At 68.4% G+C, this 18,516-nt stretch carries 21 protein-coding genes; 12 read left to right on the plus strand and 9 right to left on the minus strand.

The features are described 5' to 3' along the window. The 3 genes from WIX39_RS17675 to WIX39_RS17685 are packed head-to-tail and all read left to right on the plus strand — an operon-like array spanning position 1 to position 2,290. Positions 1-1,518: an efflux transporter outer membrane subunit gene (locus WIX39_RS17675; protein WP_106934472.1), complete on the plus strand. Its 1,518-nt coding sequence runs from the start codon at positions 1-3 to the stop codon at positions 1,516-1,518. After that, on the plus strand, positions 1,515-1,898 hold the full coding sequence (locus tag WIX39_RS17680) for a RidA family protein (protein WP_106934471.1): 384 nt from the start codon (positions 1,515-1,517) through the stop codon (positions 1,896-1,898). The genes WIX39_RS17675 and WIX39_RS17680 overlap by 4 nt, the downstream gene beginning before the upstream one ends. Continuing rightward, positions 1,895-2,290, plus strand: a complete 396-nt coding sequence (locus tag WIX39_RS17685) for a hypothetical protein (protein WP_106934470.1) — start codon at positions 1,895-1,897, stop codon at positions 2,288-2,290. The genes WIX39_RS17680 and WIX39_RS17685 overlap by 4 nt, the downstream gene beginning before the upstream one ends. On the opposite strand, the gene WIX39_RS17690 is transcribed toward WIX39_RS17685, so the two are convergent. From WIX39_RS17690 to WIX39_RS17715, 6 genes are all read right to left on the minus strand, one after another. Further along, positions 2,254-3,339, minus strand: a complete 1,086-nt coding sequence (locus WIX39_RS17690; RefSeq protein WP_106934469.1) for a patatin-like phospholipase family protein — start codon at positions 3,337-3,339, stop codon at positions 2,254-2,256. The two genes, WIX39_RS17685 and WIX39_RS17690, sit on opposite strands and share 37 nt — an antisense overlap. Then, the gene (locus tag WIX39_RS17695; protein WP_081269505.1) at positions 3,336-3,749 is read right to left on the minus strand and encodes a type II toxin-antitoxin system VapC family toxin; all 414 of its coding nucleotides are present in this window, start codon (positions 3,747-3,749) and stop codon (positions 3,336-3,338) included. The genes WIX39_RS17690 and WIX39_RS17695 overlap by 4 nt, the downstream gene beginning before the upstream one ends. A 7-nt stretch (positions 3,750-3,756) precedes the next feature. Further along, complete coding sequence (locus WIX39_RS17700) at positions 3,757-4,014, minus strand: type II toxin-antitoxin system Phd/YefM family antitoxin (RefSeq protein ID WP_106934468.1); 258 nt, start codon at positions 4,012-4,014, stop codon at positions 3,757-3,759. A 63-nt stretch (positions 4,015-4,077) separates the two neighbouring features. Next, on the minus strand, positions 4,078-6,453 hold the full coding sequence (locus WIX39_RS17705; protein WP_081269503.1) for a Tex family protein: 2,376 nt from the start codon (positions 6,451-6,453) through the stop codon (positions 4,078-4,080). Between the two features lie 80 nt (positions 6,454-6,533). Next, complete coding sequence (locus tag WIX39_RS17710) at positions 6,534-7,520, minus strand: sensor histidine kinase (RefSeq protein WP_409195486.1); 987 nt, start codon at positions 7,518-7,520, stop codon at positions 6,534-6,536. Positions 7,521-7,528: 8 nt separating this feature from the next. Next, entirely contained in the window at positions 7,529-8,323 is a 795-nt protein-coding gene (locus WIX39_RS17715) for a LuxR C-terminal-related transcriptional regulator (protein WP_081269501.1), read from the minus strand. Positions 8,324-8,704: 381 nt separating this feature from the next. On the opposite strand from WIX39_RS17715, the gene WIX39_RS17720 reads away from it, so the two are divergent. The 8 genes from WIX39_RS17720 to WIX39_RS17755 all read left to right on the plus strand — a co-directional run bounded on the left by WIX39_RS17720 (position 8,705) and on the right by WIX39_RS17755 (position 14,166). Then, the gene (locus WIX39_RS17720; protein ID WP_081269500.1) at positions 8,705-9,394 is read left to right on the plus strand and encodes a hypothetical protein; all 690 of its coding nucleotides are present in this window, start codon (positions 8,705-8,707) and stop codon (positions 9,392-9,394) included. An 80-nt stretch (positions 9,395-9,474) separates the two neighbouring features. Beyond that, positions 9,475-10,338: a hypothetical protein gene (locus tag WIX39_RS17725; RefSeq protein WP_409195487.1), complete on the plus strand. Its 864-nt coding sequence runs from the start codon at positions 9,475-9,477 to the stop codon at positions 10,336-10,338. A gap of 16 nt (positions 10,339-10,354) precedes the next feature. Beyond that, on the plus strand, positions 10,355-10,681 hold the full coding sequence (locus WIX39_RS17730) for a hypothetical protein (RefSeq protein ID WP_081269552.1): 327 nt from the start codon (positions 10,355-10,357) through the stop codon (positions 10,679-10,681). A gap of 49 nt (positions 10,682-10,730) precedes the next feature. Further along, positions 10,731-11,246: a hypothetical protein gene (locus WIX39_RS17735; RefSeq protein WP_409195488.1), complete on the plus strand. Its 516-nt coding sequence runs from the start codon at positions 10,731-10,733 to the stop codon at positions 11,244-11,246. 56 nt (positions 11,247-11,302) lie between these two features. After that, complete coding sequence (locus tag WIX39_RS17740) at positions 11,303-11,668, plus strand: GIY-YIG nuclease family protein (protein ID WP_409195489.1); 366 nt, start codon at positions 11,303-11,305, stop codon at positions 11,666-11,668. Continuing rightward, on the plus strand, positions 11,665-12,081 hold the full coding sequence (locus WIX39_RS17745) for an AsnC family transcriptional regulator (protein WP_409195490.1): 417 nt from the start codon (positions 11,665-11,667) through the stop codon (positions 12,079-12,081). Before WIX39_RS17740 ends, WIX39_RS17745 begins: the two co-directional genes overlap by 4 nt. 112 nt (positions 12,082-12,193) lie before the next feature. After that, on the plus strand, positions 12,194-12,751 hold the full coding sequence (locus WIX39_RS17750; protein WP_106934462.1) for a DUF2239 family protein: 558 nt from the start codon (positions 12,194-12,196) through the stop codon (positions 12,749-12,751). A 41-nt stretch (positions 12,752-12,792) separates the two neighbouring features. Further along, positions 12,793-14,166 carry an MATE family efflux transporter gene (locus tag WIX39_RS17755; RefSeq protein WP_172839892.1) on the plus strand — a complete coding sequence of 458 codons (1,374 nt, stop codon included), beginning with the start codon at positions 12,793-12,795 and terminating at the stop codon, positions 14,164-14,166. Between the two features lie 28 nt (positions 14,167-14,194). Here WIX39_RS17755 and WIX39_RS17760 read toward each other — a convergent pair whose 3' ends face one another. Continuing rightward, positions 14,195-14,671, minus strand: a complete 477-nt coding sequence (locus tag WIX39_RS17760; RefSeq protein WP_409195491.1) for a VOC family protein — start codon at positions 14,669-14,671, stop codon at positions 14,195-14,197. A gap of 126 nt (positions 14,672-14,797) precedes the next feature. Between WIX39_RS17760 and WIX39_RS17765 the strand changes: the two genes are divergently transcribed. Beyond that, entirely contained in the window at positions 14,798-15,325 is a 528-nt protein-coding gene (locus WIX39_RS17765) for an HD domain-containing protein (protein WP_409195492.1), read from the plus strand. Here WIX39_RS17765 and WIX39_RS17770 read toward each other — a convergent pair. Next, positions 15,322-16,794 carry a flavin-containing monooxygenase gene (locus tag WIX39_RS17770; RefSeq protein ID WP_409195493.1) on the minus strand — a complete coding sequence of 491 codons (1,473 nt, stop codon included), beginning with the start codon at positions 16,792-16,794 and terminating at the stop codon, positions 15,322-15,324. The genes WIX39_RS17765 and WIX39_RS17770 overlap by 4 nt on opposite strands. Positions 16,795-16,810: 16 nt before the next feature. Then, positions 16,811-18,391 (minus strand): MFS transporter, encoded by a 1,581-nt coding sequence (locus WIX39_RS17775; protein WP_409195494.1) that lies wholly within the window; start codon positions 18,389-18,391, stop codon positions 16,811-16,813. Positions 18,392-18,516: the final 125 nt, after the last annotated feature.

Genomic DNA, 18,516 nt, shown 5'->3' on the forward strand with positions numbered 1-18,516 from the left:
ATGACCAAGAAGACAAGCCTTGCAACGCCGGTGGCGGCCGGCATCGCGCTGCTGCTGGCCGGCTGCGCGGCCGGGCCCGACTATGCGCGTCCGCCGCTGGACCTGCCGGCGCAGTACACATCCGCGCCCGCCGGCAGCACCGAAGCCGAGGGCGTGCCGCTGCCCCGCTTCTCGCCCGACCTCGACGTGCCGGCCCAGTGGTGGCAGGCCTTTCGCTCGGAGCCGCTGAATGCGCTGGTGGCGCAGAGCCTGGCCGGCAACCCGACCATCGAGGCTGCCGATGCCGCGCTGCGCGTAGCGCAGGAGAACGAGGCCGCCGACCGCGCCGCCTTCTGGCCGAGCGTGGCGCTGGGCTACTCGCCCACGCGGCAGCGCGTGGCCGGCGCGGTGGCGAGCCCGGTGTCGTCGAACGCGAACCTCTACACGCTGCACACGGCGCAGGTGACCGTGTCCTATACGCCCGACGTGTTCGGCGCCACGCGCCGGCAGGTCGAAGGTGCGCAGGCGCAGACCGAGCAGCAGCGCTTCCAGACGCTGGCCGCCAGGCTCTCGCTGAGCAGCAACGTGGTGGCGGCGGCAGTCACCGAGGCCTCGCTGCGCGCCCAGCAGCGCGCCACGCTGGCGATCATCGCGGACCAGAAGGAAGTGCTTCAGGCCTACCGCAAGCAACTGGGCCTGGGCCAGGTCGCGGTGGCCGACGTGGACGCACAGGAAGCCTCGCTGGCCGCCACCGAGGCCACCCTGCCCCCGCTCGACAAGCAACTGGCGCAGCAGCGCAACCTGCTGGCCACGCTGGCCGGCCGCTATCCCGGCGAAGGCGTGGCGTCGCATTTCGAGCTCGACGCGCTGCAGCTGCCCGGAGAACTGCCGCAAACGCTGCCGTCCACGCTGGTCGAGCACCGACCCGACGTGCGTGCCGCCGAGGCGCAGCTGCAGGCCGCCAGCGCCGCCATCGGCGTGGCGGTGGCCGCGCGGCTGCCCAACGTGACGCTGGGCGCGAGCTACGGCTCGTCGGCCTACACGCTGTCGCAGCTCTTCAAGTCGTCGTCGCTGTTCTGGAGCCTGGCGGGCAACGTGACGCAGACGGTGTTCGACGGCGGTGCGCTCAAGCACCGCGAAGCGGCCGCCCGCGCTTCGTTCGACCAGGCGGCAGCGCAATACCGCGCCACGGTGCTGAGCGCCTTCCAGGACGTGGCCAATGCGCTCGAAGCCATCGACGCGGACACCCGCGCGCTGCAGGCGGCCCTGAAGGCCGAGCGCACCGCATCGCAGAGCCTGGCGCGCACGCGCACGCAGGTGCGGCTGGGCGACGCCAGCCCGCTGGCGCTGCGCATCGCCCAGCAGGCCGAGCAACAGGCGCAGCTCAACCTCGTGCAGGCGCGCGCGCTCCGGCTGACGGATGCGGCGGCGCTCTTCCAGGCGCTGGGCGGTGGCTGGTGGAACGCACCGCCTGCGCGGCTTGCCGATTCTTCTTCGTCCTCCGCTCCCCTCCCCGCATCGAAATCCGCATTGCCATGAACATCATTCGCCATGAGATGGGTCCCCGCTTCAGCGAGATGGTGACCGTCGACCTGGGCACCGCCCGCCTGATCTATCTGTCGGGCCAGGTGGCGGAAAACCCGTCGCTCGACATCACGGGCCAGATGCGCGAGATCCTGCACCACATCGACGACATGCTCGCCACGCAGGGCGCCACCCGCAAGGACCTGGTGAGCGTCACCATCTACCTGCGCACCGTGGGCGACTACGAGGCCATGAACTCGGTGTGGGACGAATGGGTGCCCGCGGGCCACACGCCGGCGCGCGCCACGGTCGGGGCCAGGCTGATCGACTCCGAATACCGCGTCGAGATCCAGGCCACCGCGGCCATCGGCGCCGCTGCGGGGGCGGCACCGTGACGTCCGCTGCGCGCGCCGTGGTGCTGTGCGCACTCTCGCTCGGCGGCTGCACCGCATTCGATGCCCACTCTCTGGACCACGCGGCGCACGCTTCAGGCTGGCGCGCCGCGCAGGTCGTCGACGTGGGCCGCGCGGCCGATCTGGCGGGCACGGTCGACCGCGACTGCGGCACCGGCGGCGGGCCCGATGCGCCGTATGCCGTCGTGCGCTACCGCAACGGCGGCGTGCGTTCGCGCTCGCTGGGCACCGGAAGGCTGCCCGCCGGGCCGGTGCCCAAGGTAGGCGACAGGGTGGAAGTGAACATCCTCGACTGCGCGGCGCCGCTGGCGTTCGCCGGGCAGGCAGGGCCGGCGGATCAGAGCGGCAGCGTCCCGGGCACGCCGTCGCGCTGAAGCCAGTCCTCGAACTCGTCGGACAGCCGCTGCGCCTCGCGCGTGGCCTGGCTCCAGGCCGCGATGCGCGCCGGCGCGTCGCTGGCGAAGCGGATGAAATCCTTGCGGTCGGGCAGCTTGCCGTTGGGCAGCTTCTTCACCCATTCAGGGTCGGGCGCGAGCACCACCATGCGGTCGAGGAAGCCGCTGGCCTTGTGGCGCCAGCGCAGCCCCTTGTCGAGCCAGCCCGGCACCACCGCCTGCTGGAAATGCGGGTAGAGCACCAGGCCGTCGTCGGCCCCGTCATGTGCAGATTGGTAGTCCAGGTGCAGGTGGTAGTCGGTGATGCCGCCGTCCCAGTAGGCGCCGCGCGGCGCGCCCGGAATGTCGTGCACCGCCGCCAGCAGGAACGGAATGGAGCAAGAGGCCTGAAGCACCATGTTGAAGTTGGCTTCGCTCAGCGCATGCTGGCGCGTGCGGAAGTCCCGCGTGCCGAAAGGCAGCGCCGCGCCCGGCGTGGAAAACACGCAGCGCTCCAGCCACGCGCCCAGCCCCTTGCGGTGCAGGCTGTTGGTGGCAAAGGCCCCCAGGTAGCCCACCGGCGTACGCGCCATGCCCTCGCGCCCGAGGATGTGGCGCCCGCGTGACGTCACCACGTGCAGGCGGTAGCGCGGATGGTTCAGCACCTCCGCGATGCGTCCGCCGTAGAAATCGTCGAGGCTCTCGGCAAAGCGCTCGCTGAGCTGCTGCGGGCTGAGCCGCTTCTGCCCCGGCGGCACCTCGAACTGCTGGCGCACGTAGTCGTGCTCGAATCGCTGGAACGCCGCCTCGGGGTCCGTCAGGCAGGCCGTCGACAGCCGCCACGCGCCGATGGAGGCGCCCACCAGGTGCACCTGCTGGCTGCTCCGCGTGAGCCAGCGGCCGAAGATGAAGCGGTCGAGCGGCCCGAGGATCAGGCCCTTGGGCCCACCCGCCGCGCCGGGGATGGTGCGCACGTCCTGCGGGCGCAGGCCGTGTTGCTCGATGTGCTTGCGGGCCGCGGGGCCGGCGTAGATGCGCAGTGCTTTCATGCCCGCGTGTATTCGAAGGGATTGAGTATTTCGACACCGAACCCCGCGAAGTCATTCACGTTGCGGGTTACCACGGTGAGCGCGTGCTGCTTTGCCGTGGCGGCAATCATCGCGTCCTCATACAGCGTGTTCGAGCTGCGATGCATCAGTTTCGCCCAGAGCCTGAAGGTTTCCGCGTCCATGGGAAGCACGTTGTACGACGCAGCGACCAGCGAGGCCCATTGTTCGATCTCGCTGGCCTTCGCAGCGTCCTGTTCGCGCGTGAGTTCGATGCCGGCCTGGATCTCTCCGAGCGTCACCGCCGACAGATGAAGGTCGCTGTCTGCAACAGGCGTGAGCCACTCGAGGACCGCCCCATGCGGACGAGGCCTGCGAAGCTCGGAAATCACGTTCGTGTCCAGCAGGTACATGCCGGCCTCAGCGCATGGGCGTGACGCTGCGCCTGCGCGCGGCGCCCCGCTGCGGGACCAGGAACTCGGTGCGTGCGTCCGCCGAAAGAAGCAGCTCCTTGAGCGACGGCTTGGCAGTCGCATGCAAACGCCGCCATTCCGCTGCCGGAACGAGCACAGCCACCTCGGCGCCGCGCTTCGTCACCATTTGCGGCCCCTCGACCAGGGAAGCCTCGAGGAACTCGCTGAATCGCGCCTTGGCATCCTGCACAGCCCAGGTTTTCATGACAACCACCCATCAAACTAGTTAGATGACTAGTTTAACAGGCGCATATCACTCGGCTTCTGCTTACTTGCGCAGCCCCTGCAGCTTGGCGAAAGCGCTGGCCATCTGCCCTGCCGGCTGCGGCGAGTTGTCGCGGCGGCCTTGCTGCTGCTGGCCGCGTCCCGCGCCTTCGAAGCGGTTGTCGCGCGGGCCGTCGCGGCGCGCGGGCGCCGCATCGAGCTTCATCGACAGGCCGATGCGCTTGCGCGCCACGTCCACTTCCATCACCTTGACCTTGACGATGTCGCCGGTCTTGACGACTTCGCGCGCGTCGTTCACGAACTTGTGGCTCAGCTGGCTCACGTGGACCAGGCCGTCCTGGTGCACGCCGAGGTCGACGAAGGCGCCGAACTGGGCCACGTTGCTCACGGTGCCCTCGAGGATCATGCCCTCCTTCAAGTCGGCGATGTCGTCCACGCCGTCGTTGAAGCGCGCCACCTTGAAGTCGGGGCGCGGGTCGCGGCCGGGCTTCTCCAGTTCGCCCAGGATGTCCTTGACCGTGATGACGCCGAACTTCTCGTTGGCGAACAGCTCGGGCTTCAGCGTCTTGAGCATCTCGGCGCGGCCCATCAGCTCGGCGATGGGCTTGCCGGTCTTCACGATGATCTGCTCGACCAGCGGATAGGTTTCGGGGTGCACGCCGGTCACGTCCAGCGGATCGGTGCCGCCGCGGATGCGCAGGAAGCCCGCGCTCTGCTCGAAGGCCTTGGGGCCGAAGCCGGTCACGTCCAGCAGTTGCTTGCGGGTGGCGAAGGCACCGTTCGCCTCGCGCCAGCGCACCACCGCCTTGGCCACGCTGGCCGACAGGCCCGACACGCGGCTGAGCAGCGGCACGCTCGCGGTGTTCAGGTCCACGCCCACCGAGTTCACGCAGTCTTCGACCACGGCCTGCAGGGTGCGGGCGAGTTCGCTCTGGTTCACGTCGTGCTGGTACTGGCCCACGCCGATGCTCTTGGGGTCGATCTTCACGAGCTCGGCCAGGGGGTCTTGCAGGCGTCGCGCGATGGAGGCGGCGCCGCGCAGGCTCACGTCGACGTCGGGCATTTCCTGCGAGGCGAATTCGCTGGCCGAATACACCGAGGCGCCGGCCTCGCTCACCACCACCTTGTCGACCTTGATCTCGGGCGCGCCGGCCTGCGCGGCCATCTTGGCCAGCAGCTTGATGAGGTCGGCGGCCAGCTTGTCGGTCTCGCGGCTGGCGGTTCCGTTGCCGATGGCGATCAGGTTCACGCCGTGCTTGGCGCACAGCTTGCCCAGCGTGTGCAGCGAGCCTTCCCAGTCCTTGCGCGGCTCGTGCGGGAACACGGTGGCGGTCTCGACCAGCTTGCCGGTGGAATCGACCACGGCCACCTTCACGCCGGTGCGGATGCCGGGGTCCAGGCCCATCACGACGCGCGGGCCGGCGGGCGCGGCCAGCAGCAGGTCGCGCAGGTTGTCGGCGAACACCTTGATGGCGACCTTCTCGGCCTCTTCGCGCAGGCGGGTGAACAGGTCGCGCTCGGTCGACAGCGCCAGCTTGACGCGCCAGGTCCAGGCCACGCACTTGCGCAGCAGGTCGTCCGCCGGGCGGCCGGCATGGCTCCAGCCCAGGTGCAGCGCGATGCGGCCTTCGGCGATGCTGGGCTTGCCCGGCTCGGGCTCGACCGGCAGCACCAGCTTGGCATCGAGGATGTCGAGCGCGCGGCCGCGGAACACGGCCAGCGCACGGTGCGACGGCACGCGGCCGATGGGCTCGTCGTACTCGAAGTAGTCGCGGAACTTGGCGACGTCGGCGTTGTTCTCGTCCTTGCCGGACATCAGGCTGGACTTGAGCAGGCCTTCGGCCCAGAGCCATTCGCGCAGGCCCTGCACCAGGGCGGCGTCTTCGGCCCAGCGCTCGGAAAGAATGTCGCGCACGCCGTCGAGCACGAGCGGCACGGTGGAGAAATCGGGGCCCGGCTTGCCGTCGTCCAGCGTGGTGGCGGGCTGCAGGAAGGCCTTGGCTTCCACCGCGGGGTCGAGCGTGGGGTCGGCCAGCAGCTTGTCGGCTAGGGGCTCGATGCCGAATTCGCGGGCGATCTGGCCCTTGGTGCGTCGCTTCTGCTTGAACGGCAGGTAGAGGTCTTCCAGCTCCTGCTTGGTCGGCGCGAATTCGATCGCGGCACGCAGCTCGGGGGTCAGCTTGCCTTGTTCATCGATGGCCTTGAGCACCGCCACGCGGCGGTCTTCGAGTTCGCGCAGGTAGGAAAGGCGGGCTTCAAGCTCACGCAGCTGCGTGTCGTCGAGGCCGTCGGTGGCTTCCTTGCGGTAGCGGGCGATGAACGGAACCGTGGCGCCTCCGTCGAGCAGTTCGACGGCGGCCTTCACCTGGTTCTCGCCGACCTTGATTTCGGCGGCGAGCTGGCGAATGATTTTCTGCATGTCTTGAGCGCGTCCCTGGCAAAGCGCGGGAGTTTGCCATAGGCGCGAATGCGGCCCGCCCGCCCGGCCCGGCGGGGGTGTTACAGCATGCTTTCGGACTCGGGCCGGTTCCCGGCCGGCGTGGGTTCCTTGCCGGGCCCGCAGGGCACCAGCAGGCGCACGCTGAGCCCATGCGGGGCGACATCGGTCACGACCAGTTCGCCTTCGATGGCTTCGGCGCGCGCATGCATGCTGCGCAGGCCCTTGCCGAGGTGCTCCGGCCGCTGGCCGGCCACGGCGCCGATGCCGCGTCCGTTGTCGCGCACCTCGAGCACCAGGCGCCGGGGAGTGACTTGCAGCCCGAAATGCAGCTCGACGCGTGTCGCTTGCGAGTGGCGCAGCGCGTTCGAAAGCGCCTCCTGTGCCACCCGGCAGATCTGCATCGTGGCTTCAGGCGGCAGAGGCTGGTCATGCGCCGCATCGGCGATGTCCCATACCAAGGCGACACCCAGCCTGTCGAAGGCGGGCCGCAGCCGGTAGCGCAGGTGGGCCAGCCGCTCGACGGCGGTGGCGGTGGTCTGGTCGTCCAGGTCGTCCACCGTCATCTGGAGTTCGAGCAGGCAGGCCTGCAGCGCCATCGACAGGCTGTCGGGGGCCGTGGCGGCCTTCGGGTCCTGGCTGGCCAGCAGCGCCACCAGCCGGGAGCCGACGCCGTCATGCAGGTCGTTGGCGATGCGCCGGCGCTCGGCCAGCACCGCGTCCATCAGCCGGCCGCGCGCCACGCGGCGCTGGGAGAAGTACCAGATGCTCACGATCGCGCCCAGCACCGCCACGTTGAGCGCCTGCAGCGCCCAGAAGGCGGCGGGCATGTCGTGCGCCATCACGGTGATGGTGGAGGTGGCCCGCAGCACCTGCGCCGTCACCGGTGTGAGATGCATCGCCGCGGCCAGCCCGGCCCACATGAGCACCCGGCGGCGGGGAATGCGCGGCCACAGCCAGGTCAGCAGCGTGCACCACGAGGCTATCGACAGCCACACATACTGGTCTTCCAGGAAGTGCGGTAGGTGAAAGACCTGCGGCGTGAGCATTGCGCCCCCTAGAGCAAGCCCCGGTGGGACGCGAAGCTCACCGCCTGGGCCCGGGTGTGTGCGTGCAGCTTGCGGTAGATGTTCTTGACGTGGGCGTTAACCGTCTGGGCACTGATGGTGAGCTGCAGTGCGATCTCTTCGGTGACATACCCTGTCGCAACAAGTCGCAACACTTCGCGCTCCCGTGCCGATAACGTCGCCTTGCTGTCCGGCGGGCGCACAGGGTTGACGTTCGAGCGCTTGTGATCGAGGTGCACGAGCAGCCGGCGAGCCAGCCGGGGGGTGATGGCGGCGCCCCCGTTGACCACCTGCAGCACGGCCTGGGCATAGCTCTGGAACCATGCGTTCTTGACCAGGTAGCCCGATGCGCCGAGCTCGAAGGCGTGCAGCACCTGGGGTTCGTCCTCGAGCGCCGAGATGACGATGATCTCGGCCGCGCTGCGGTGTTTCTTGGCCTCTTCGATCAGCTCGAATCCGCTGCCGTCACCGAGGCGGATGTCCACCATCAGCACGTCGAATTCATGCTGCATGAGCAGGCGCCGTCCTTCGCGCAGGGTGCCGGCCTGGCCTTCGAGCTGGATGCGCAGGTCGCTCAGCAATTCCTGTGCGATGACGCGTCTCACGAAGGGGTCGTCGTCGACCAGAAGAACCCGCACCGGCTTGGTCTCCTGACCGGTCAGAAAGTCAGGCCATGGAAGTGTGTCGGCGGACGGTGCGAGCAGCCCGCCGAACTGTCCGGGGGTGGCATATTTCCTAGCCCCAGTTCCGATGTCTGTCAATGAAATGTCGAGTTCGCTTTCCATTCCAACCCCTTTGTGACAAATGGACTACCGTGTTCGTGACCAAAAGTTAATTCATTTCTACTCAAAATCTCGAACTAAGTTTTTTTGTTTACTTTGGTTGCATTCTGTTGCGAGTCTGCTCCGGTGTCCAACGAAAGTTGTATTTTTTGGATTTCCCGTCGCATGTGGAAGCGGTTTCAGGCACCTGTTCCGCAAGGCCTCATCCACTCCTTTCGCTATAGCCTCGCATTACCCAGCCTGAGGCATTTTTCTATCCCTCCTCGACGCTGAAACTGCCTTCCGGTCGCCACGGAAACATTTCATTCCGCGTTCACAGACCGCTAGTTGATAGCCGGATGGTCCGGCGATCAGGTTCGTTTCACACACTTTCGAGGAAGCATCATGAAGAAGACTCTCATTGCCATCGCAGTGGTTCTGGTTGGAAGCGTTGCCTCGGCAACCAGCACGACCGCACTGGCCGCCACAAGCACGTCCACCGGCTCGTCCAGCTCCGCTGGATCGACGGCAGCCAGTTCCGGCACGGGCAGTGCATTGAGCTACAACGCAGCCAATTCCAGCTCGTCGGCCAGCGCCAACGCAGCAGGCGGCGCAGTCAGCTTCCCCGGCATCCGCCTCGGCGGTGCAACGGCCGGCGGCACGGCAACCACGCAAGGCTCGGTCACCAGCATGGCCGTGACGACGGGCAACGGCCTCGCAATCGGCGGCGCCAACGCTTCGGCCAATGCCGGCGCGGCTTCCAACGCCAACTACAGCGCTGGCGGCTCGAACCCCATCAGCGGCAGTGCAGGCGGCAGCGCCAGTTCGGTCACCAACAACACGGCCGCGACAGCTGCCGGTCCTGGCGGCGGCCTGGCCATCGTGACCCGCACTTCGGGCACGACCTCGGGCTACAGCGCTTCCTCCGGCGCCGTCAACGGCTTCGTCAACGGCACCACCACGTCGGCCACCGCGGGCTCGACCGGCGGCTCCTTCGGCGTGACGAACATCCACCTCGGCAACGCCGGCACCTTCAGCAACGGTGGCGGCACCGGCGGCCTGGCCGGCTCCACCGCGACCGCATCGGCACCCTGAACTTCAGATGTAGCGTTTGCTGGACTCGGAAATGGGGAGGGGCTGCGGCCCCTCCCCCGGCCTTCAAAGGAGTTGAGAAAATGAAAAAATTGCTTTTCCTCGCATTGCTGGCGGTCTCGGCGGCGGCAATGGGTCAGACGACGGCAGGCGGCGCGAACAACGGCTCGAGCAGCTCGGCCACCACCTCTGCCCAGGGCAACAACCAGGCCGTGACGTTCTCCGGCCCCGCGAACACCACATCGAGCGTGACGAGCACCCAGAACGTCAACAGCAGCGGCACGACGGGTGTCGAGTACGGTGGCAGTTACACGATCAAGAACGTGCCGTCGGTCAACGGCCCCAACCTCACCACCAGCAACGACACCTGCATGGGCAGCACCAGCGCGAGCGCCAACGGCCCCGGTGTCGGCCTCAGTTTCGGCACCACCTGGACGGACGAGCACTGCAAGCGCCTGAAGATGAGCCGCGAGCTCTGGAACAAGGGCATGAAGGCGGCATCGCTGGCAATGGACTGCATGGACCCGGCGGCCCAGGCGGCGCTGGAGATGACCGGCACCAAGTGCCCGCAATCGATGACAGCGGACGAACGCGTGAGCGCCTACGGCCCGCAAGCCTCGTCGGCGGGCGCGCCCACGGTTTCCTCGACGCGCCCCGCAGCCCCTGTGGCCCCCGTCGCTTCCGCGCCCACGCCTCCTGTGGCGATGGCACCGCCGGCGCCCGTAACCGCCCCGCCACCAGCACCCGTCGCGGTCGTGCAGCCGGCCACACAGCCGGTGGCTGCGGCCGAACCTGCGGCCGTGGTCTCCATGCCGGTCTCCAGCGCGACGGTGACGGCCATCGACGCCAATGAGGTGGCGGCCGCCCTGCGCGCGCAGCGCATCCTGTCGGCGGAGCCGGTCGGCGACATCGCCGCAGCGCCGCAATCAGCGGCGTACCCGCAGTGAGCGCGCGGAGTCCATGATGACCAGGACCGTATTTCTCTGGACGGCGGCCTGTTGCCTGGCAACAGCCGCGGCGGCCGCACCGCCGCCCTTGGACACGCTGCGCATCCAGCGCATGAACATGGGCAGCGGCCTGCAGAACGCGCCCGGCACCGACAGGGCCCAGCCGGTAGGCGACCTGGGCGTGTGGCATGTGCCGCAGTACATGCCCGGCTACCCGACGGCGGCGACCATCTGGCCGCGCGTCGTCATCATCCAGTGCGAAGGCGACGTGTGCCCCGGCTACGAGGTGACGCCGGAGCTGGGCCGCGGCGAATACCTGTTCTTCCTGCCGACGCGCAAGTAGGGTCGGCGGCAGGCGCCGCGCGAGCCGCGCCTTGCCTTAACCTTCGCGGATGACACCTTTCGCGAGCCTTCTGCGCGTTCTCCGTGCCCTTGTTCGGGCCCTGGGCACCGCGCTCCTCGTTCCGCTGCTGCTTTTCGAGGAATGGGGCTGGGAGCCGCTGGCCGCGCTCATGGCTCGGCTTGCGCGGCTTCCCCTCTGGGCGCGCCTCGAAAACCAGCTGCGCCAACTGCCACCCTGGGGCGCGCTGCTGGCCTTCTTCGTGCCGGTGCTGTTGCTGCTGCCGGTGAAGGTGCTCGCCCTATTCCTCTTCAGCCGCGGCCATGCCGCTACCGCGCTCACCGTGCTGGTGCTCGCCAAGCTGGTGGGCACGGCCATCGTGGCGCGGATCTTCCAGCTGGTCGAGCGGCCGCTGATGCGCATTCCGTGGTTCGCGCGCTGGTATCCGCGCTGGAAAGCCTGGAAAGACCGTGTGCTCACGGTCGTTCGGCAGAGCCGGCCGTGGCGGATCGTGCGTGCGCTCAAGGGACGCATCGCGCGGGGATGGCGGCGCTTCAGGGAGGGTTGATCTAGTTTTACCCGGGTGTATTGCCGACTTAATTTAATCCGGGTAATATTTGGCACATGAACCTGTCATCCGAAAGCAGGCGTGCGCTGAGCCGCCAATACAAGGAATCCGTGCGCCCGGCAGGCGTCTTCGTCGTGCGCAACACGGTGAGCGGCCGTGTCTACGTGGCCGGCAGCCTCGACGTCGAGGGCGCCATGAACCGTGCGCGCTTCGAGCTCGGCTTGGGCTCCCACCGCTGCAAGCCCCTGGGGCAGGACTGGGCCGCGCAGGGCGCGGCGCATTTCAGCTTCGAGGTGATGGACCGGGTCAAGGAGCGCGAGGACGACCCCGCCTTCGATCGCAAGGCCGAGCTCGAAAAACTGCTGGCGCTCTGGCAGGAGGAACTGCAGTGCTTCGGCGAGAAGGGCTACAACAAGCCATGAGCACCGACGCCCTCCCCTTCTGCCTGGACCTCGGCCATGCCCACGCCCGCCTGGCGCTGAAGCTGGACGACGACCTCGGTGCTTTCCACGGCTTGAATTTCGCCGACTTCACCCTCCTCTATCTGTTGCTGCGCGCGGAGCAAGGCCGCATGCCGATGGCAGACCTGGCGCTCACGCTCGGGCTGCCGATGTCGGCGCTGATCCGCAGGATGCTGCTGCTCGAGAAAACGGGCCTGGCCGAACGCGCGACCGGTGCCGGCACCGACCACCGCCGCCATGCCGCGCTTCGCTCCGGCGGTCGGCAGCTGGTGCGCGATGCGGTCGTCACAGTCGAAGGGCACTGCAGGCAGGCACTCCGCGCCATCGATCAGCGGCAGTTGTCCGACGCCCACGCCGTGCTGCGGGCGATATGAGAGATGCTGGCGGGACAGCGCGGCGCACACGTGGGCGCCGCAGCGGGTAGATTACGCAACTCGTTTCTCCCGGCCTCCTCTTTCGACAGGAATCAGGAAACACAACATCCGCATGTCACCAGACACCCCTCCCACCATCCTCACGGTGTTCTTCGATTTCCGGCGCATCGCACGCGGCACCCGAGCCGAAGTGCTCGACCAGCTTCGTCGCCGCGACGACCCCGGACCCTATCTCGTGTTCGACGACCAGACCGGTGCGCAGCTCGACCTCGACCTGCGCGAGCTGCCCGACCCCGAAGCCGAACACCGCGACGAGGCGCCGCGCGGCGTCGGCCGCCCCAAGCTCGGCGTGGTCGCGCGCGAAGTCACGCTGCTGCCGCGCCACTGGGACTGGCTCGGCCGCCAGCCCGGCGGCGCCTCGGTCGCGCTGCGCAAGCTGGTCGACGAAGCGCGCCGCGTGCATGCCGACCGGGACGTCGTGCGCGCCACGCGCGAAACCACCTACCGCGTCATGACCGCCATCGCAGGCAACCTGCCCGGCTTCGAGGAAGCCACGCGCGCCCTGTTCGCCGGCGAGGAGCAACGCTTCGGCCACCTGATCGAGCCCTGGCCCGCCGACCTGCGCGCCTACCTGCAGGAACTGTCCGCGCCCGGCTGGAGCCATGAATGAGAGCACCCACTGAAGCCCCCGGCACCACGGGCCCCAGCGGCATGAAGGGCGTGCCGGTCGCGCCCGCCGGCGCCGCGCGGCCCTTGTGGAAGGTCTTTCTTTTCTTCCTCGCCCCGATGTTGCTCAGCAACATCCTGCAATCGCTTTCGGGCACGCTCAACAACATCTACGTCGGGCAGATGCTCGGCGTGAGCGCGCTGGCGGCCGTGTCGAGCTTCTTCCCGGTGATGTTCTTCTTCATCGCCTTCATCATCGGCCTGGGCGCCGGCGCCTCGGTGCTGATCGGCCAGGCCTGGGGCGCGCGCGACGCCGCCAAGGCCAAGGCCGTGGCCGGCACCACGCTCACCGTGGGCGTGCTGGCGGGTCTCGTCATCGCCGTGTTCGGCGGCGCCTTCACCACGCCGATGCTGGCTTCGCTCGGCACGCCGCCCGACGTGCTGGCCGACTCCACGCGCTACGCCCGCATCATGCTGATCGCGATGCCGGGCGTGTTCGTGTTCCTGCTGGCCACCGCCATGCTGCGCGGGGTGGGCGACACCGTCACGCCGCTGCTCACGCTGATGATCTCGACGCTGATCGGGCTGGTGGTCACGCCCGCGCTCATCCGCGGCTGGGGTGGCCTGCCGCAGCTGGGCGTGGCGAGCGGCGCCTGGGCCTCGGTGCTGTCGTTCGCGGTGGCGACCACCTGGCTCGGCTTCCGGCTGCGCCAGCGCAAGAGCCCGCTGGCGCCCGACGCGGAGTTCCTGCGCCACCTGCGCATCCAGCCGCAGCTGCTGAAGGCGGTGCTCAAGATCGGCGTGCCCACGGGCGTGCAGATGATCGTGGTCGCGCTGGCCGAGGTGGTGCTGCTGTCGATGGTCAACAGCTACGGCTCCAGCGCCACGGCCGCCTACGGCGCGGTGAACCAGGTGGTGGCGTACGTGCAGTTCCCCGCCATCTCGATCGCCATCACCGCGTCGATCCTCGGCGCGCAGGCCATCGGCGCCGGCCGCGCCAACCGGCTCGGCGACATCGCCAAGACTGCGCTGCTGATGAACGTCGTGCTGACCGGCAGCCTGGTGGTGCTGGGCTACCTGTTCTCGCGCCATTTGATGGCGTTCTTCATCACGAGCGAGCCGGTGCTCGAGATCGCGCAGACGCTGCTGCACATCATGCTATGGAGCCTGGTGATCTTCGGCATGGCTTCGGCGCTGTCGGGGATCATGCGCGCCAGCGGCTCGGTGCTGGTGCCGACGCTGATCTCCATCGTCTGCATCCTCGGCGTGGAGGTGCCGGTGGCGTATGCCATGAGCCACCGCATCGGACTGGACGGCATCTGGATCGCCTATCCCGTAACCTTCGGCGCGATGCTGCTGCTGCAGACCGCGTACTACCAGCTGGTCTGGCGCAAGAAGGCGATCCACCGGCTGGTGTAGCCGCCGGCAGGGCCACGGCGGCGGCGGATCACGCCCCGTCGTAGGCCTTGCGCACCTCGTCGATGTCGAGCTTGACCATCTTCATCATCGCCTGCATCGCACGCGTGGCCTTGGCCGCATCCTTGTCCTGGAACATCTGGACCAGGCCGTCGGGCACGATCTGCCAGGACACGCCGTAGCGGTCGGTGAGCCAGCCGCACTGCACCGGCTCGCCGCCGCCTTCGAGCAGCCTGTTCCAGTAGTTGTCGACCTCGGCCTGGGTCTTGCACCGCAGGTACATCGAGATGGCCGGGGTGAACTTGTATTGCGGCCCGCCGTTGATCACCATGAACTCCTGGCCTTCGAGTTCGAAGGTCGCGGTGAGCAGTTGCCCCTTCAGGGCGGGGTTGGTGTCGCCCCAGAGCAGTTTGTCGGTCACGCGCGAGTCCGGAAATATGCCGGTGTAGAACTTCAGCGCGTCTTCGCCGTTGCGGTCGAACCAAAGGCAGGGAACGATCTTTTGCATGCGGGTCTCCTTTGCTTCAACGATGAACCGGAGAGTTCAATATCGACGCGGTGCGTGCGCCCTGTCAACCCGGCCAGCGCCTGCCGGCCCGCGCGCGAAGGCAGAATGGAAAACCAAAGGACGCCCATGACCACGACCAACCCGTCGACACCCGAAGCCGCCCGCGCCTATGCCGTCGAGATGCACGGCGACCAGAAATACGGCGTGCACCCCTACGTGCACCACCTCGACGCCGTCGCCGCCCTGCTGTTGCCTTACGGCGAGCAGGCACGCGTCATCGGCTTCCTGCATGACGTGGTGGAAGACACCGAAGCCACCGTGGCCGACGTGCAATCGCGCTTCGGCGACCTCGTCGCCCGATGCGTGGCGCTGTTGACCGACGCGCCCGGCGCCAATCGCAAGGAGCGCAAGGCCAAGACATACGCGGCGCTGGCGAAAGTTTCCGGCGACGAAGAACTGGCGCTGGTGGTGAAGGCAGCCGACCGGCTTGCCAATGTGCGGGCCTGCGTGGCTGACGGCCACCGGACGCTGTGGGAGACGTATCACGGCGAACACCCCACCTTCAAGGCGGCTGCGTTCAGGGCGGGGCAATGCGATCCGCTGTGGGTGGAGCTCGACACACTGCTCTCGCCCGCGCACATGCCCGCAGCCTAGACGCCCCTGCGCGGGTTCGAAAACTCCATCACCCCATCCACCACCGACCCGAAGCGCAGGCTCATCAGATCGCGCGCGTAGTTCTGGTACAGCCGCCACGGCGCGCGCGACCCCTGCTTCGGGAAATTGCCGATCGAGCGCTGCACATACCCTGAAGAAAAATCGAGCCACGGCTCGGCCACCAGCGCGGGGTCTGTATTGCGTGGCGTGCATTGCCGCCAGCCGCGTCTCTCCATGTGGTTGAGCAGCCGGCAGACGTATTCGCAGGTCAGGTCGCACTTCAGGGTCCACGAGGCATTCGTGTAGCCGAACGACGACGCGAGGTTGGGCACGTCGCTGTACATCATTCCCTTGTAGTTGAAGGTCGCGGCCGGATCGACGGGAACGCCGTCGACATCGAGCGCGACGCCGCCGAGCACCTGCAGGTCGAGACCCGTGGCGGTGACGATCAGGTCGGCCTCCAGCTCCCCGCCCGATTCCAGCCGTATGCCGCCCGGCGTGAAGCGGTCGATGCGATCGGTGACCATCGACGCCCGGCCCGCCTTCAGCGCCGCGAACAGGTCGCCATCCGGCACGAGGCACAGCCGCTGGTCCCAAGGGTTGTAGCGCGGCGTGAAGTGCGTGGCGATGTCGTAGTCCGGCCCCAGCGCCTGGCGCACGCCGCCCAGGATCATCCGCTTGATGCTCTGCGGCTTGCGCTTTGCAAGACGAAAGAACAGCATGCTCAGCAGCACGTTCTTCGATCGCGTGATGCCATACGCCATGCGTGCCGGCAAGAGGCGCCGCAACCGGTTGGCCAGCGGATCTTCGGCCGGGCGCGACACCACGTAGGTCGGCGAGCGCTGCAACAGCGTGACATGCGCGGCAGTCTTTGCCAGCGCGGGCACCAGCGTCATGGCGGTGGCGCCGCTGCCGATCACGACCGCGCGCTTGCCGGCGTAGTCCAGGCCGTCGGGCCAGTGCTGCGGATGGACGATGCGGCCGGTGTAGTCGGCGGCGCCCACGAACTCCGGCGTGTAGCCGGCCGTGTAGTTGTAGTAGCCGCTGCACATGAAGAGGAAGTTGCAGCTCATGCGAAGCCGCTCGCGCCCGGGGCCGCGCTCGACGTCGACCCACCACCGTGCTTCAGGCGTCGACCACGAGGCGCGCACCACGCGATGTTCGAAGCGGATCTTCCGGTCGATGCCATGTGCCTGCGCCGTCTCGCGCACGTACTTCAGGATCGACGGGCCATCGGCAATGGACTTGGCCTGCGTCCACGGCCGGAACGAATAGCCGAGCGTGTACATGTCGGAGTCCGAGCGGATGCCCGGGTAGCGGAACAGGTCCCAGGTGCCGCCGCTGCGCTCGCGCCCTTCGAGGATCGCGTAGCTGCGCCCCGGGCAGTTGGCCTGCAGGTGATAGCCGGCGCCGATGCCCGAGAGGCCGGCGCCGACGATCAATACGTCGACGTGTTGTTCTTCCTGCACCGGACTGTCTCCTTGCTCAAGGTTCCGTGCGCCGGATCATCAACCATGCACTGGCAGCGCTCAACACCGCCAGCCCCGCACCCAGCAGCATCACCCACCGGAACCCGGCCACGAAAGACTCGGCCACGGCCCGCTTGAGCGCGGCCGCCGTGGCCGCATCGACACCCGGCGGCAGCGCCGCGCCGGCCAGCTTGCTGCGCTCGCCCTCGAGGAACGCCGACACCTGCGCCGACGCTCCCATCTCGCGCAGCCGATCCGCCAGCGCCACGTCGAACACGCCCGCCATGACCGCGCCGAACACCGCGATCGCCAGCACCGCCGCCGCCCGCGACACCGCGTTGTTCACCCCCGAGGCCACACCCGCCAAGTCGGGGCCGACCGCGTTCATGACCGTGGTCGTGAGCGGTGCCACCGTCACCGCCATGCCCAGCCCCAGCACCACCACGGCCGGCAGGAAGCCGCTCCAGTAGCTCGCGCCCACGCCCGGCAGCGCGAACAGCGCGAAGCCCACGGCGGCGATCGATGGCCCGACGACCAGCGGAATGCGCGGCCCGAACCGGTCGACGAGCTGCCCCGCCCAGCCCGAGAGCGCGAACATGATGAAGATGAACGGCAGCAGCGCCGCGCCGGCCACCGTGGCCGAGTAGCCCTGCACCTGGATCAGGTTGAGCGGAAAGAAATACAGGCTGCCGCCCAGCGCCGCATAGAGCAGCAGCGTCAGCAGGTTGGCGCCGCTGAAATTGCCGATGCGCAGCAGCCCGAGCGGCAGCATCGGCGCGCGCACCTTGCGCTCGGCGAAGAAGAAGCCCGCGCTGCCCAGCACGCCGACGGCCAGCGCAGCCAGCACTGCCGGTGCGCGCCAGCCCTGCGTCGGCGCCTCGATGAAGGCATAGACGATGCCGCCCAGCCCGGCAGTGGCGAGCAGCGCGCCCCAGATGTCGAGCCCTCCGCCGGCCGAGGCGCCGCGGCTTTCCGGCACGTGGCGCCACACGATCCACAGCACCAGCAGCGCCATCGGCAGGTTGATGAGGAAGGCCCAGGTCCATGAGAAGTGGTCGACCAGGAAACCGCCGAGCACCGGACCCACCGCCGCGGTGATGCCGCTGAAGCCCGACCAGGTGCCGATGGCCTTGCCGCGTTCCTTCTCGGGAAAGGCGGCGCTGATGAGCGCGAGGCTGCCCGGCACCAGCAGCGCGCCGCCGATGCCCTGCACCGCCCGCGCCGCAATGAGCTGCTGCACGCTGCCCGCGAGCGCGCATGCCACCGAAGACAAGGCGAAGAGGCCCACGCCGATCGCGAAGATGCGGCGCCGCCCGTAGAGGTCACCCAGCGCGCCGCCCACCAGCAGCAGCGCGGCGAGCAGCAAGGCATAGGACTCGACCACCCACTGCGCCTGGAAGGCGGTGGCATGCAGGTCGGACTGGATGGCCGGCAGCGCGACGTTGACCACGGTGCCGTCGATGAAGGCCATGCTGGAGCCGACGATGGCGGCGGCCAGCACCCAGGGCTTGGAGGCTTCGGGGCAGGTGCCTTCCTGCGGCCTGGCTCCGTGCAGGATCAGCGTGTCGTCGCAGGGCGCCTTGCCGATCTGTGCCATGGGGTCTCCTTTCTTGCTCCTTCCCCCTCCGGGGGAAGGTCGGGATGGGGGCTGCCCCGGCACGATACGCCATGTTCTTGCAGACGCCGTGATGCCCCCACCCCTGCCCTCCCCCGGAGGGGGAG

Origin of the sequence: Variovorax sp. AB1(2024) (assembly GCF_037482385.2) — a bacterium.
Taxonomy (GTDB): domain Bacteria; phylum Pseudomonadota; class Gammaproteobacteria; order Burkholderiales; family Burkholderiaceae_C; genus Variovorax.